We start from the raw sequence: 13358 nt of genomic DNA, 5'->3' as shown, positions 1-13358 counted from the left end.
TGGTCAGCGGACCAGGTTGAACTGCCTGGCCTGCCGGTTGTAGTCGGCCACGGCCTGTTTGATATAGGTGGTCAGCGCGTCGCCGGTGAGCGAGAACGGGAACAGGCCGGCCTCGCTGCGCATCTGCGCAAAGCCGGGCGCGGCCTCCACGCGGTCGAAGGCCTGGACCCAGCGCTTGTAGTCGGCGTCGGATACGCCCGGGCCCACCCACACGCCGCGGATCACCGGCCACACCACGTCGTAGCCCTGCTCGCGCGCGGTCGGGACCTTGGACAGCACCCCCGCCAACCGGTGTTCGGCCAGCACCGCCAGCACCCGCACCTTGCCGGCATCGGCGTACAGCGCGGCCTCGGAGGTGTCGCCCGAGATCACCTGGACGAAATTGGCCTGCATCGCGGTGAATTCCTCGCCGCCCCCTTCCAGGGCGACGAAGCGCAGCTGTTTCGGATCGACCCCGGCGCGGCGGGCCAGCAGCGCCATCTTGATCCAGTCCTGGCTGCCGATGGTGCCGGACATGCCGATCAGGACCTTTTGCGGATCGCTGCGCAGCGCCTCGACCAGGTCGGCCAGGCTGTGGTACGGCGAATCGGCGCGCACCGCGATCATGCCGAAGTCGGCGCCGAGCGCGGCCACCCAGCGCACATCGCCGGCGGTCGCCTTGCCGAACTTGCCCTGGGCCAGGTTAAGCAGCGAACCGCTGGAGAACGCGACCAGCGTGTTCGGGTCGGCGCGGCGCTGCGAGATCATGGTATGCCAGGCAACCGCGCCGATCCCGCCCGGCAGATAGCTCAGCTTCAGGCGCGGCGCGTCGGGCTTGGCCTGCAGGGCCTTGCGGGCCAGCTTGCAGGTCAGGTCCATGGCGCCGCCCGGCTTGGACGGCACCACGCATTCGGCATCGGCGGCGATTGCCGGGATGGCGGCCGCGGCCAGGGATGAGACCAGGGCAGCGGCGGACAGGGATCGAAGTGGTTTCATGGCTAGCATGATACTGGCGCGGCAGGCCGGCGACGATCAGAACCGGTGCTGGATGCCGGCGGTGAAGCCGTTCTGGGTCGAGCCGAAGCCCGGATCGTCGCGCGACAGGCCCACCAGCTGGCCGTGGTCGGCCTTGGCGTGGGCGGCGACCATGTACAGGTCGGTGCGCTTGGACAGCGCGTACATGGCGCGTGCGACGAACATGGTCGGATCGGCATCCTTGGCGGCCGGCAGGTTCTTGGTGTTGACGTGGTAGACCGCGCCGGTCAGGGTCCAGGCCTGCACGTTGTAGGTCAGGCCGCCCCAGTAGGTGTCGGCGCGCACGTCCGGGGTCGCGGCCTTGCCCGACTCCAGCTTGTAGCCGCGCATGCCGAGGGTGGCGCGCCACGGGCCGGTCTTGTAGTCGGCGCCCAGGTGGTAGGCCCTGGTCTCGTCGCGGTTGCCGGTGGCGGCCAGGGTGTTGCCGTTGACCTGCTCGTAGGCCGCCATCACGCCGAAGCCGTCGGCGAACCAGGAACCGCCGACCGCGTACTTGCGGCTGTCGGCCTGGCTGCCGGGCTGCTCGCCGAAGCCGATCGTTGCGCCGTAGGTGAAGTTGCCGGTGTGGCCGGTGTACTTGATCAGGTTGTCGAACGCGGTGGTCATGCCGTACTTGGACGGGCCGGAGGCGTTGGTGCTGGTGGCCCAGGAGTAGTTCGGCGCGAAACCGAGCGGATCGAACTTGATCACCAGGTCGTAGGTCGTGGTGAACGAACGGCCGATCACCACGGTGCCGAAGTTGCCTGCCAGGCCGACGTTGGCCTGGCGCTTGAACAGCGCGCCGTCCTGGGCGCCGGTATCCAGCAGGATGCCGCCTTCCAGGTTGAACACCGCTTTCAGCCCGCCGCCCAGGTCCTCGGTGCCGCGGAAGCCCCAGCGCGAGGTGTTCTTGCCGCCCGAGATCACGCGGGTCATGCTGCCGCCGTTCGGGCCGGCGTTGGTCAGCTGTTCGACGCCGGCGTCCATCAGGCCATAGACCTGGACGTTGGTTTGAGCGTGGGCGGTGGTGTTCAGGGAAAGCGCTGCCAGGACGGCGAGCGCGAGGGCCGACTTCTTCATGGTGTCTCCGGTTGTAAAAAATCTTTTTTGTACTACTTGTTGGGCCAACTATATGCGGGCCAAGCTTTCAATCAGCTTTCAGTCGGCTGTCAATTGGCTATCACTCGGCTATTACGTGGCTTTCAATGGGCACTATCCGGCACCGGGCGTTTGCGCGTACACTAAAAAAATGCGAATCCTGTTAGTCGAAGACCACGTCGAGCTGTCCCATTGGGTCTCCAAGGCGCTGCGTGACGCCAAGCTCAGCGTCGAATGCGCCGCCACCGGCACCGATGCCGATGCCCTGCTCCATACCCAGGACTACGCCCTGGTGATCCTGGACCTGACCCTGCCGAAGATGGACGGCCTGGAGGTGCTGCGCCGCCTGCGCACGCGCGGCGGCCCGCGTGCGCGCACGCCGGTGCTGATCCTGACCGCGCGCGGCGGCCTCGAAGAAAGGGTGCAGGGCCTGAACCTGGGCGCCGACGACTACCTGGCCAAGCCGTTCGAGCTGGCCGAGCTGGAGGCGCGGGTCAAGGCCCTGTTGCGGCGCAGCGTCGGCAACGAAGCGCTGGTGCACCGCTGCGGACAGCTCAGCTTCGATACCGTGGCGCGCATGTTCAGCTACTGCGGCGAAGCGCTGCCGCTGACGCCGCGCGAGCACGCGCTGCTGGAGACGCTGATCGCGCGCACCGGCTGCGCGCTGTCCAAGGAAAAGCTGTTCGACGCCGTGTTCGCGCTCGACGACGACGCCAACCTCGACGCCATCGAGCTGTACATCCACCGCATCCGCAAGAAGCTCGACCGGCACCCGGACGGCGGCGCCGCCATCGTCACCTTGCGCGGGATCGGCTACCTGCTGCAGGAGCGCCCTCCGCAGGCGGATGAGCCGGCAAACAAGACGGCCAGCAAGCCGGCCTAGCAATGACGGTCGCGCGGCTCGCCTCCTTCCTGCGCCGCCGCCCCGGCGCGGCCGCGCATCCCACCCATTCCACGCATTCCGCACACTCCGCGCCGGCGGCGCCGCTGGGCAGCCTGCGCGGCCAGCTGCTGCGCTGGCTGATCGTGCCGCTGGTGGTGCTGGTCGCGCTGAACGCGGTCTCGCTGTACCGCGACGCGCTCGACGCCGCCGACCTTGCCTATGACCGCTCGCTGCTGGCCTCGACGCGCGCGCTGGCGGAACGGGTCTCGGTCCGCGACGGCAAGGTGGTGGCCGACGTGCCCTACGTGGCGCTGGACAGCTTCGAGACCGATACCCTGGGCCGCATCTTCTACCGGGTCGGCGGGCTGCACGGCGAGACGGTGTCCGGCTACGACGACCTGCCGCCGGTGCCGGTCAATGTGAAGCGCTCGGAACTCTACCCGGCCCTGGTGCGCTTCTACCATGCCGACTACAACGGCGAGCCGGTGCGCATCGCCGCCCTGCTGCAGCCGGTGTACGACGATTCGATGCGCGGCATCGCCCTGATCCAGGTCGGCGAGACGCTGGACGCACGGCGCGCGCTGTCGCGCCGCATCCTCGTGAACACCCTGCTGCGCCAGGCGCTGCTGGTGCTGGCGGTCGCCAGCCTGGTGTGGTTCGCGGTGCGCCTGGTGCTGCAGCCGCTGATGCGCCTGAAACACGTGGTCGAAACGCGCGCGGTGTCCGACCTGTCGGACGTCGACGCGTCCATGGTGCACCGCGAGGTGCGGCCCCTAGTGGCGGCGATGAACGGCACCATGACCCGCATGCAGGGCCTGATCGCCAGCCAGCGCCGCTTCATCGCCGATGCCTCGCACCAGCTGCGCACGCCGCTCACGGTGCTGAAGACCCAGGCCGAGCTGGCGCTGCGCGAAAACGATCCAGCCGCGATGCAGGCCATCGTGCGTTCGATCGCGGCAACCACCGATTCGACCGTCCACCTGGCCAACCGGCTGCTGACGCTGGCGCGCATCGAGCATGGCAACGGCAGCGCGGCGGCCTTTCCGGTCTCGCTGGCGGCACTGGCGCAGCAGGTGGGCCTGGAACTGGCCCTGCCGGCGGTGCAGAAGAACATCGACCTGGCGCTGGAGGCGGAGGACGGTGACGACACCACGGTGCTGGGCCAGGAACTGCTGCTGCACGAGCTGCTGACCAACCTGGTCGACAATGCGATCCGCTACACCCCGCCCGGCGGCGGCGTGCTGCTGAGCGTGCGCCGCGTACCGGCCGGCGTGCTGCTGCAAGTGCAGGACAGCGGCCCCGGCATCGACGAGGCGGAGTACGACAAGGTGTTCATGCCCTTCTACCGTTCCCAGGCGGCGCTGGAAACGAATCCCGGCGGGACCGGGCTGGGCCTGGCGATCGTGCGCGACATCGCCACCCTGCACGGCGCCACGCTGAGCATGGGCCGCGCAGACGGCGGCCATGGCCTGAAGGTCGGCGTACTGTTTCCCGTCGAGACGACGGCAACAGCGATGGACGATCTTGCATCTTCTCAAACGAAACCGGATTGAAGACCCGGTGAATGGCAGGGACTGTCGGAAGAGACGCGTGGTATCGCTAAATGCCGCCAGACACGAGCTGTTCAGCAACTCACATTGCGCATCACCAAGCATGCGAAGCGGCAAAACTTTCCGCGTTTGAGCGAGCACAAGTCCTCATGCCGGACGGGCTTCTTGTGCAGTGCAGCGCCGGTAGAATTGCGCCCATGAACACGACCCGCCACACCTTCAGCATGGTCGAGTGCAGCGCCACCGATGCGCTGTTCGACCAGATCGAGCAGGAGCTGCTCGCCCTCACCACGGCCCCGCTCGAGGGCCGGGCGACGGAGCCGCCCCAGTGCGTCGACGAGTTCGCCGACGACTTTTTCAGTTACTGGAGCATGCCATCCAGTATGGCGCCCGATGCCGCTGCCGAGCGGCCCGGGCTGGCCAACTGAACGGACCTCGGGAAACCGTAGCGCGCTTCCGTCAGCCCAGGGACTCGAGGCGGATGCGTACCACCTTGCTCACCACCGTCGACAAAGCTTCGATCTTCGCGATCGCCGCGTTGACGTATTTCTCGCGGGTCTGGTGGGTGATGATGACGATGTCGGTGCGGGCCTTCTCGCCGGGCTCCTTCTGCAGCACGGCATCGATCGAGATGCCGGCTTCGGCCAGGATGCGGGTCAGGTCGGCCATCACGCCTAGCTGGTCCTGCACGTGCACGCGCAGGTAGTAGGCGGTGCGGATCTCTTCCATCGGCAGGATCGGCAGGTCCGCCAGCTCGGCCGGCTGGAAGGCCAGGTGCGGCACCCGCGAATACGGGTCGACGGTGGCCAGGCGGGTGACGTCGATCAGGTCGGCAATCACGGCCGAGGCAGTCGGCTCGGCGCCGGCGCCCTTGCCGTAGTAGAGCGTAGTGCCGACCGCGTCGGCCTTCACCAGTACCGCGTTCATCGCGCCTTCGACGTTGGCGATCAGGCGGGCCGACGGAATCAGGGTCGGGTGCACGCGCAGCTCGATGCCTTCGGCGCCGTCGACCACGGTGCGGCGGGTGATGCCGAGCAGCTTGATGCGGTAGCCCAGCTGTTCGGCGTAGCGGATATCGACCGCCTGCAGCTGGCTGATGCCCTCGACGTAGCTGCTGGCGAACTGCATCGGGATGCCGAACGCGATCGCGGCCATGATGGTCAGCTTGTGGGCGGCATCGACGCCTTCGATGTCGAAGGTCGGATCGGCTTCTGCATAGCCCAGTTCCTGCGCCTGCTTGAGCACGGTGCCGAAGTCCAGGCCCTTGTCGCGCATTTCGGACAGGATGAAGTTGGTGGTGCCGTTGATGATGCCGGCCACGGATTCGATACGGTTGGCGGACAGGCCTTCGCGCAGCGCCTTGATGATCGGCACGCCGCCGGCGACGGCCGCCTCGAAGGCCACCATCACGCCCTTGGCCTGGGCCGCTTCGAAGATTTCGTTGCCGTGCAGGGCCAGCAGCGCCTTGTTGGCGGTGACCACGTGCTTGCCGTTGGCGATCGCCTGCAGCACCAGTTCGCGCGACAGCTCGTAGCCGCCGATCAGTTCGACGACGATGTCGATCTCGGGGTGGTTCACGACCGCGAACGGGTCGCTGACCACTTCGACTTCGGTGCCGACGATACGACGGGCGCGCTCGAGGTTGCGCGCGGCCACCATCGTCACTTCGATGCCGCGGCCGGCGCGGCGGCGGATTTCTTCCTGGTTACGCTGGAGCACGTGATAGGTACCGGCGCCGACGGTGCCGATGCCTAACAAGCCTGCTTTGATGGGTTTCATATATAAGATTCTACTCTGTCGTTCTCAGCGCGCGTAGCGGCGCCGGTAACCGTCGAGGAAGCGCGCAAGGCGGCCGCACGCGTCGGTCAGGTCGTCGGAATTGGGCAGGAACACCAACCGGAAATGGTCCGGGGCGATCCAGTTGAAGCCGGTGCCTTGCACCAGCAGGACTTTTTCCTCGGACAGCAGCTCGCAGATAAATTGCTGGTCGTCAGCGATCGGGTAGATCTTGGGGTCGAGGCGGGGAAACATGTACAGCGCCGCTTTTGGCTTGACGCAGGACACTCCCGGAATTTCAGTCAGTAATTTGTGCGCGAGGTCGCGCTGGCGCGCCAGGCGGCCGCCGGGCGCCACCAGGTCGGCGATGCTCTGGTAGCCACCGAGCGCGGTCTGGATCGCGTACTGGCCTGGCGCGTTGGCGCACAGGCGCATCGAGGCCAGCATGTTCAGGCCTTCGATATAGTCCTTGGCATGGCGTTTTTCGCCGGACACCACCATCCAGCCGGCACGGTAGCCGCAGGAGCGGTAGTTCTTGGACAGGCCGTTCAGGGTCACGAACAGCACGTCGTCGGCCAGCGAGGCCAGCGAAACGTGTTCTTCGCCGTCGTACAGCGTCTTGTCGTAGATTTCGTCGGCGTAGATGATCAGGCTGTGCTGGCGGGCCAGTTCGACGATCTCCAGCAGCACCTCGCGCGAATACAGCGCGCCGGTCGGGTTGTTCGGATTGATGACGACGATCGCGCGCGTGTTCGGCGTGATCTTCTTGCGCATGTCGGCAATGTCAGGCATCCAGCCGGCCTGCTCGTCGCAGATGTAGTGGACCGGACTGCCGCCCGCCAGGCTGACCGCCGCCGTCCACAATGGGTAGTCCGGGGCCGGCACCAGCACCTCATCGCCGCTGTTCAGCAAGCCCTGCATCGCCATCACGATCAGTTCGGAGGCGCCGTTGCCGAGGTAGATGTCGTCGATCTTGACCCCGGAAATATTTTTTTCCTGGGTATAGTGCATGACCGCCTTACGCGGCGCAAACATGCCTTTCGAATCGGTATAACCGGCTGCGCCAGGCATGTTGCGGATCATGTCCTGCACGATCTCGTCCGGCGGATCGAAGCCGAACACGGCCAGGTTGCCGATGTTCAGCTTGATGATCTTGTGACCATCATCCTCCATCTGGCGCGCCTTCTCCAGCGCGGGACCGCGGATCTCGTAGCATACGTCATCCAGCTTGTTCGATTTCAGAATCGGTCGCAAAATATCACCCTGCCAATGTAGTTTGTTGCAATGCGAAAAATCCCATTCTGCCCAAAGCGCCGCGATTAAGCAACCCGACCGCTGGCCTTGTGGAAAAACCCATTACAATACGCGGCTCATGCGCTCTCGCGCACATATATTTACGCCACGCACAACCACGGCTTTCGACATGAAGCTCCATTCCAGCAATACCGAAAAGTACCAGACCGTCACCGGCTATGACCAGTCCGGCGTCGAGATCAATGCCAAGCGCTTCGACTACAGCGTGCTGGTGATGCCCGAGACGCCGCCGCGCCCCTGGGATGTGGCCCGCTTCGAAGACCTCACCGCCACGCATTTTGAACAGATCGCCGCCGACAAGCCCGACGTGGTCGTGCTCGGCACCGGCGAGCGCCAGCGCTTCGTGCACCCGCGCCTGATCGCCAGCCTGTCCGACCTGCGCATTGGCGTGGAAAGCATGGACAGCCATGCGGCCTGCCGCACCTACAACATCCTGATGGGCGAAGGCCGCAAGGTGACGCTGGCACTGATCATCGAATGAGAGAACTGCACAAGAACAAGACCCTCGTCTGGACCCTGTTTTTCGCCTTCGCCGCCATCCTGCTGGGCGTGCTGAGGATGCGGACGCTGGTGCCGCCGGACGAAGGGCGCTATGCCGAGATGGCGCGCGAAATGTTCGCCAGCGGCGACTGGATCACCACCCGCCTGAACGGCATCAAGTACTTCGAGAAGCCGCCGCTCCAGACCTGGATGAACGCCCTGACCTTCGAGGTTTTCGGGCTCGGCGACTGGCAGGCGCGCCTGTGGACCGGCCTGTGCGGCCTGATGGGCGTGGTGCTGACCGGCCATGCGGGCAAGCGCGTGTTCGGCGAACGGATCGGCTTCTACGCCGCGCTGGTGCTGGCCTCTTCGCTCTACTGGGTGATCTGCAGCCAGGTCAACTCGGTCGACATGAGCCTCTCAAGCATGATGACGATCGCCCTGTGTGCGCTCCTGATCGCCCAGCGCGACGACGCCACGCCATCCGAACAGCGCAACTGGATGCTGGTGTGCTGGGCCGGCATGGCGCTGTCGGTGCTGGCGAAAGGCCTGATCGGGCTGGTGCTGCCGGGCGGCGTGCTGGTGCTGTACACCCTGTTTGCGCGCGACTGGAAAATCTGGACCCGCCTGCATTTGGTGAAGGGCCTGCTGCTGTTCTTCCTGATCGCCGCGCCATGGTTCGTGCTGGTCGGCCTGAAGAATCCCGAGCAGCCGCACTTCTTCTTCATCCATGAGCACTTCGACCGCTTCCTGAAGAAGGAACACCACCGCGAAGCCGCCTGGTGGGTGTTCTTCGCCCTGCTGGCCATCGGCAGCGTGCCATGGATCGGCGTGCTGGTGCAGAGCCTGGTCCTGGGCGCAAAACCCGAGCAAGGCGCGCTGCGCTTCAAGCCACGCCTGCTGCTGCTGGTGTGGGTCGCCTTCATCATCCTGTTCTTCACCAAGTCGAATTCCAAGCTGCCCGGCTACATCGTGCCGGTGTTCCCGGCGGCGGCCTTGCTGATCGCAATCTACCTGGATGGCGGGACCCGCCGCAGCCGCATGCTGACCGCCGGCCTGACTGCCCTGCTGGGCGCGGGCCTGCTCGGCTTCGTGCCCTTCATGCTGCGCCTGGCCCACCGTCCCGGCGAGGACGCGCTGTACGCGGCCTACCAGCCGTGGGTGCTGGCGGCCGGCCTGGTACTGCTGATCGGCGGGCTGCTTTCCATGCTGTATGCGCGCCAGATGCAGCGCGACCTGACCGTGCTGATACTGGCGATCGCCGGTTTCGCCGGCACCGAACTGCTGCTGACCGGCTTCGAGCCGATCGGCCAGGTGCGCGCCGGCACCAGGCTGCTGCCGGCCCTGGAGGCCGCCGGCGCCACCAATCCGGCCACCCACGTGTACTCGGTCGGCATCTACGAACAGTCGCTGACCTTCTACCTGGGCCGCACCGTGACCCTGGTCGACTACCTGGACGAATTCAGCTTCGGCCTCGAACAGCAGCCGGAGCTCGCGATCCCGACCATCCCGGCCTTCGTCGAACGCTGGCGCCTTGATGCGGCGGCCGGCGTGAAGAGCGTCGCCATCACCCGTCCCGATATCGCGGCCGACCTGAAACGCCAGGGCGTGCCGCTGCGCGTCGTCGCCGACGATGGGCGCCGCACCGTAATCGCCAATTTCTAAGCCATGAACCTCAGCACCTTCGCTTTCATCATTTCCGGCGTGCTCCTGAACGCCTGCGCCCAAGTGCTGCTCAAGGCAGGCACCAACGCCCTGGGCGGCGCCATCCACCTCACCATGAGCAACTGGTTCGAGACCTTCGTCCGGGTCATCACCCAGCTGCCGATCCTCGGCGGCCTGGCCTGCTACGCCCTCTCGCTGGTGGTGTGGATCATGGGCCTGTCGCGTACCGACGTGACGATCGCCTACCCGATGCTGTCGCTGGGCTACGTGGTGGCGGCCGTCGGCGCCTGGATGTTCCTGGGCGAGACCGTGTCGCCGCAGCGCCTGCTGGCGATCTGCGTGATCATGGTCGGCGTGGCCTTGCTGGCGCGCTCCTGAAAGTCCGTCAAGAATGCGGACCGTTCCAGCGGACTGATAAAATCCCACATGCATTTCCACCAATAACAAATCGATCGACCACCCAATGACTGCCGAGCTGCCCTTCCTGCCCTTTTCCCGGCCCACCATCGACGAAGAAACCATTACCGCCGTCGGCGAGGTGCTGCGCTCCGGCTGGATCACCACCGGTCCGAAGAACCAGGCCTTCGAGGCCCTGCTGTCCGAGTATTTCGGCGGCCGCCCGGTGCGCACCTTCAATTCCGGCACCTGCACCATGGAGATCGCGCTGCGCGTCGCCGGCATCGGGCCGGGCGACGAGGTGATCACCACCCCGATCTCGTGGCCGGCCACCGCCAACGTCATCATCGAAGTCGGCGCCACCCCGGTGTTCGCCGACATCGATCCGGTCACCCGCAACATCGACCTCGACAAGCTGGAAGCCGCGATCACCCCGCGCACCAGGGCCATTCTTCCGGTCTACCTGTCCGGCCTGCCGGTCGACATGGACCGCCTGTACGCGATCGCCGACAAGCACAAGCTGCGCGTGGTCGAGGACGCGGCCCAGGCCCTCGGCTCGCAGTGGAACGGCAAGCGCATCGGCTCGTTCGGCGACTTCGTCTCGTTCAGCTTCCAGGCCAACAAGAACATCACCACCGGCGAAGGCGGCTGCCTGGTCCTGAACAACCTCGACGAGGCGCGCCTGGCCGAGAAATACCGCCTGCAGGGCGTGACCCGCAGCGGCGTGGACGGCATCGACGTCGACGTCCTCGGCGGCAAGTACAACATGAGCGACATCATGGCCACGATCGGCCTGGGCCAGATGAAGCACCTGGAAAAGCTGACCGCGCACAGAGCGAAGCTGGCGCAGCACTACTTCGACTGCTTCGGCCCCGACTTCGAACAGGAGTACGGCGCCCAGCTGCCGGTGAAGGCCTTCGGTTCCAGCAACTGGCACCTGTTCCAGATCATCCTGCCGGACAGGGGCCCGGGCACCCGCGCCGACTTCATGACCCGCATGCAGAAGGAACACAATGTCGGCACCGGCTACCACTACGCGCCGATCCACCTGTTCACGCTGTACCGCGAGCGCGGCTTCAAGGAAGGCATGTTCCCGGTCGCCGAGAAGATCGGCCGCCTGACCGTGACCTTGCCGATGTTCAATGCCATGACGCTCGCCGACGTCGAGCGCGCCGTCGCTGCCGTCAAGTCGGTTCTGGATTCGGCGGTGCTGGCCAAATGACACTGCATGCACTGAAACCGGAGCTGTCGATCGTCATCCCGGTCTATAACGAAGAAGCCGGCCTGGCCAACCTGTTCGCGCGCCTGTATCCGGCGATGGACAAGCTGGGCCTGCCGTACGAGGTCATTTTCGTCAACGATGGCAGCCGCGACAACTCGGTCTCGATCCTGGCCGAGCAGTACCGCAAGCGCCCGGACGTGACCCGCGTCGTGCTCTTCAACGGCAACTACGGCCAGCACATGGCGATCCTGGCCGGCTTCGAGCAGACCCGCGGCGAGATCGTGATCACCCTCGACGCCGACCTGCAGAACCCGCCGGAAGAAATCCACAAGCTGGTCGCCAAGATGCGCGAGGGCTACGACTACGTGGGCTCGATCCGCCGCAAGCGCCAGGATTCGGCATGGCGCACGGTCGCCTCGAAGATGATGAACCGCCTGCGCGAGCGCATCACCAACATCCACATCACCGACCAGGGCAACATGCTGCGCGCCTACGGCCGCAACGTGATCGACCTGGTCAACCAGTGCGGCGAGGTGAACACCTTCGTGCCGGCGCTGGCCTATAAATTCTCGCGCAAGCCGACCGAGATCGTGGTCGAGCACGAGGAGCGCGCGGCCGGCGAATCGAAGTACTCGCTGTACAGCCTGATCCGCCTGAACTTCGACCTGATGACCGGCTTCTCGCTGGTGCCGCTGCAATTCTTTTCGTTGCTGGGCATGACGCTGGCGATCTTCTCCGCCCTGCTGGTGCTGCTGCTGCTGATCCGCCGCTTCATCCTGGGCGCCGAAGCCGAGGGCGTATTCACCCTGTTCGCGATCGCCTTCTTCTTCATGGGCGTGATCCTGTTCGGCATCGGCCTGGTGGGCGAGTACGTCGGCCGGATCTACCAGCAGGTGCGCGCGCGGCCGCGCTATGTGGTGCAGACCGTGCTGCAGGGTGTGCCGCCCAGCGAGGCCGAACTGGAAGCGGCGGAGAAACGCAAGGTCGGGCGCTGACCTGAGTCCCGTCGGTGCATCTGTTATCGACGATTTGATACGAACAATATGATCCAACAACCCAAACGCGCCGTCGTCTTTGCCTACCATAACGTTGGCGTACGCTGCCTGAAAGTCCTGCTCGCAGGCGGCGTCGACGTCGCCCTGGTCATCACCCACCAGGACAGCGCCACCGAGAACATCTGGTTCGAGTCCGTGCAATCGCTGTGCGAGATCGAGGGCATTCCCTTCGTCACGCCGGACGACGCGAAAGCACCGGAGCTGCTCGCTAGAATCCGGGCCGCGCAGCCGGACCTGATGTTCAGCTTCTACTTCCGCCACATGCTGCCGCAGGCGATCCTCGACGTGGCACCGGCCTACAACATGCACGGCTCGCTGCTGCCGGAGTACCGCGGCCGCGCGCCCACCAACTGGGCGGTGCTGCACGGCGCGACGCAGACCGGCGCCTCGCTGCACGAGATGACGATCAAGCCGGACGCCGGCGCCATCCTGTCCCAGCAGGCGGTGCCCATCCTGCCCGACGATACCGCCTTCGAGGTGTTCGGCAAGGTGACGGTGGCGGCCGAGCTGGCGCTGTATGAGGTCCTGCCGCAACTGCTGGCCGGGACCGCGCCGCGCACGCCGAACGACCTGAGCAAAGGCGGCTACTTCGGCGGCCGCAAGCCGGAAGACGGCCGCATCGACTGGTCGAAGCCGGCCCAGGAGGTGTACAACCTGCACCGCGCGGTCGCCCCACCCTACCCCGGCGCCTTCACCGACATCGGTCCACGGCGCTACGTGATCGAGCGCGCGCGCCTGGTCCGCGGCACCGTTCCCGATTTGCCGCCAGGACTGGCGGTGGTGGATAATGCCATTTTCGGCGTCTGCGGCGATGGCCGCGCGCTCGCCATCCACAGCCTGCTGGCCGACGGCCTGCGGGTTTCCGCGGCCGAACTCAAGGCCCAACTGACCGAACATCGCGTCGAGTAACAAACACCCCAACACAT

13 protein-coding genes are annotated in these 13358 nt (G+C 65.8%); 9 read left to right on the top strand and 4 right to left on the bottom strand.

Annotation, left to right across the window (positions count from 1 at the left end; all coding sequences use genetic code 11):
- Positions 1-3: 3 nt before the first annotated feature.
- Positions 4-975 carry a tripartite tricarboxylate transporter substrate binding protein gene (locus ACI48D_RS01085; RefSeq protein ID WP_435569360.1) on the bottom strand — a complete coding sequence of 324 codons (972 nt, stop codon included), beginning with the start codon at positions 973-975 and terminating at the stop codon, positions 4-6.
- 36 nt (positions 976-1011) lie between these two features.
- Positions 1012-2073 (bottom strand): porin, encoded by a 1062-nt coding sequence (locus tag ACI48D_RS01080; RefSeq protein ID WP_435569359.1) that lies wholly within the window; start codon positions 2071-2073, stop codon positions 1012-1014.
- Between the two features lie 169 nt (positions 2074-2242).
- On the opposite strand from ACI48D_RS01080, the gene ACI48D_RS01075 reads away from it, so the two are divergent.
- The 3 genes from ACI48D_RS01075 (at position 2243) to ACI48D_RS01065 (ending at position 4952) form a co-directional block, all read left to right on the top strand.
- Positions 2243-2974 (top strand): response regulator, encoded by a 732-nt coding sequence (locus tag ACI48D_RS01075; RefSeq protein WP_435569358.1) that lies wholly within the window; start codon positions 2243-2245, stop codon positions 2972-2974.
- A gap of 2 nt (positions 2975-2976) precedes the next feature.
- Entirely contained in the window at positions 2977-4527 is a 1551-nt protein-coding gene (locus ACI48D_RS01070) for a sensor histidine kinase N-terminal domain-containing protein (RefSeq protein ID WP_435569357.1), read from the top strand.
- Between the two features lie 194 nt (positions 4528-4721).
- Positions 4722-4952 (top strand): hypothetical protein, encoded by a 231-nt coding sequence (locus tag ACI48D_RS01065; RefSeq protein WP_435569356.1) that lies wholly within the window; start codon positions 4722-4724, stop codon positions 4950-4952.
- A 31-nt stretch (positions 4953-4983) separates the two neighbouring features.
- Here ACI48D_RS01065 and ACI48D_RS01060 read toward each other — a convergent pair whose 3' ends face one another.
- Positions 4984-6303, bottom strand: coding sequence for a homoserine dehydrogenase (locus ACI48D_RS01060; protein WP_435569355.1), 1320 nt, complete (start codon positions 6301-6303; stop codon positions 4984-4986).
- Positions 6304-6327: 24 nt separating this feature from the next.
- Entirely contained in the window at positions 6328-7554 is a 1227-nt protein-coding gene (locus ACI48D_RS01055; protein WP_435569354.1) for a pyridoxal phosphate-dependent aminotransferase, read from the bottom strand.
- Between the two features lie 169 nt (positions 7555-7723).
- On the opposite strand from ACI48D_RS01055, the gene ACI48D_RS01050 reads away from it, so the two are divergent.
- From ACI48D_RS01050 to ACI48D_RS01025, 6 genes are all read left to right on the top strand, one after another.
- Positions 7724-8095: an Mth938-like domain-containing protein gene (locus ACI48D_RS01050; protein ID WP_435569353.1), complete on the top strand. Its 372-nt coding sequence runs from the start codon at positions 7724-7726 to the stop codon at positions 8093-8095.
- On the top strand, positions 8092-9759 hold the full coding sequence (locus ACI48D_RS01045; RefSeq protein WP_435569352.1) for a glycosyltransferase family 39 protein: 1668 nt from the start codon (positions 8092-8094) through the stop codon (positions 9757-9759). The genes ACI48D_RS01050 and ACI48D_RS01045 overlap by 4 nt, the downstream gene beginning before the upstream one ends.
- A 3-nt stretch (positions 9760-9762) precedes the next feature.
- The gene (locus ACI48D_RS01040; RefSeq protein WP_435569351.1) at positions 9763-10137 is read left to right on the top strand and encodes an EamA family transporter; all 375 of its coding nucleotides are present in this window, start codon (positions 9763-9765) and stop codon (positions 10135-10137) included.
- Between the two features lie 85 nt (positions 10138-10222).
- Positions 10223-11377 (top strand): DegT/DnrJ/EryC1/StrS family aminotransferase, encoded by a 1155-nt coding sequence (locus tag ACI48D_RS01035; protein WP_435569350.1) that lies wholly within the window; start codon positions 10223-10225, stop codon positions 11375-11377.
- 11 nt (positions 11378-11388) lie between these two features.
- Entirely contained in the window at positions 11389-12372 is a 984-nt protein-coding gene (locus ACI48D_RS01030; protein WP_435569454.1) for a glycosyltransferase, read from the top strand.
- Between the two features lie 48 nt (positions 12373-12420).
- The gene (locus ACI48D_RS01025; RefSeq protein WP_435569349.1) at positions 12421-13341 is read left to right on the top strand and encodes a formyltransferase; all 921 of its coding nucleotides are present in this window, start codon (positions 12421-12423) and stop codon (positions 13339-13341) included.
- Positions 13342-13358 lie beyond the last annotated feature (17 nt).

The sequence above is a fragment of the Massilia sp. LXY-6 genome, from assembly GCF_051233485.1.
Classification (GTDB): domain Bacteria; phylum Pseudomonadota; class Gammaproteobacteria; order Burkholderiales; family Burkholderiaceae_D; genus Telluria.
Note: the sequence above shows the minus strand (reverse complement) of the source record. Positions and strands in the feature narration are given on the sequence as shown.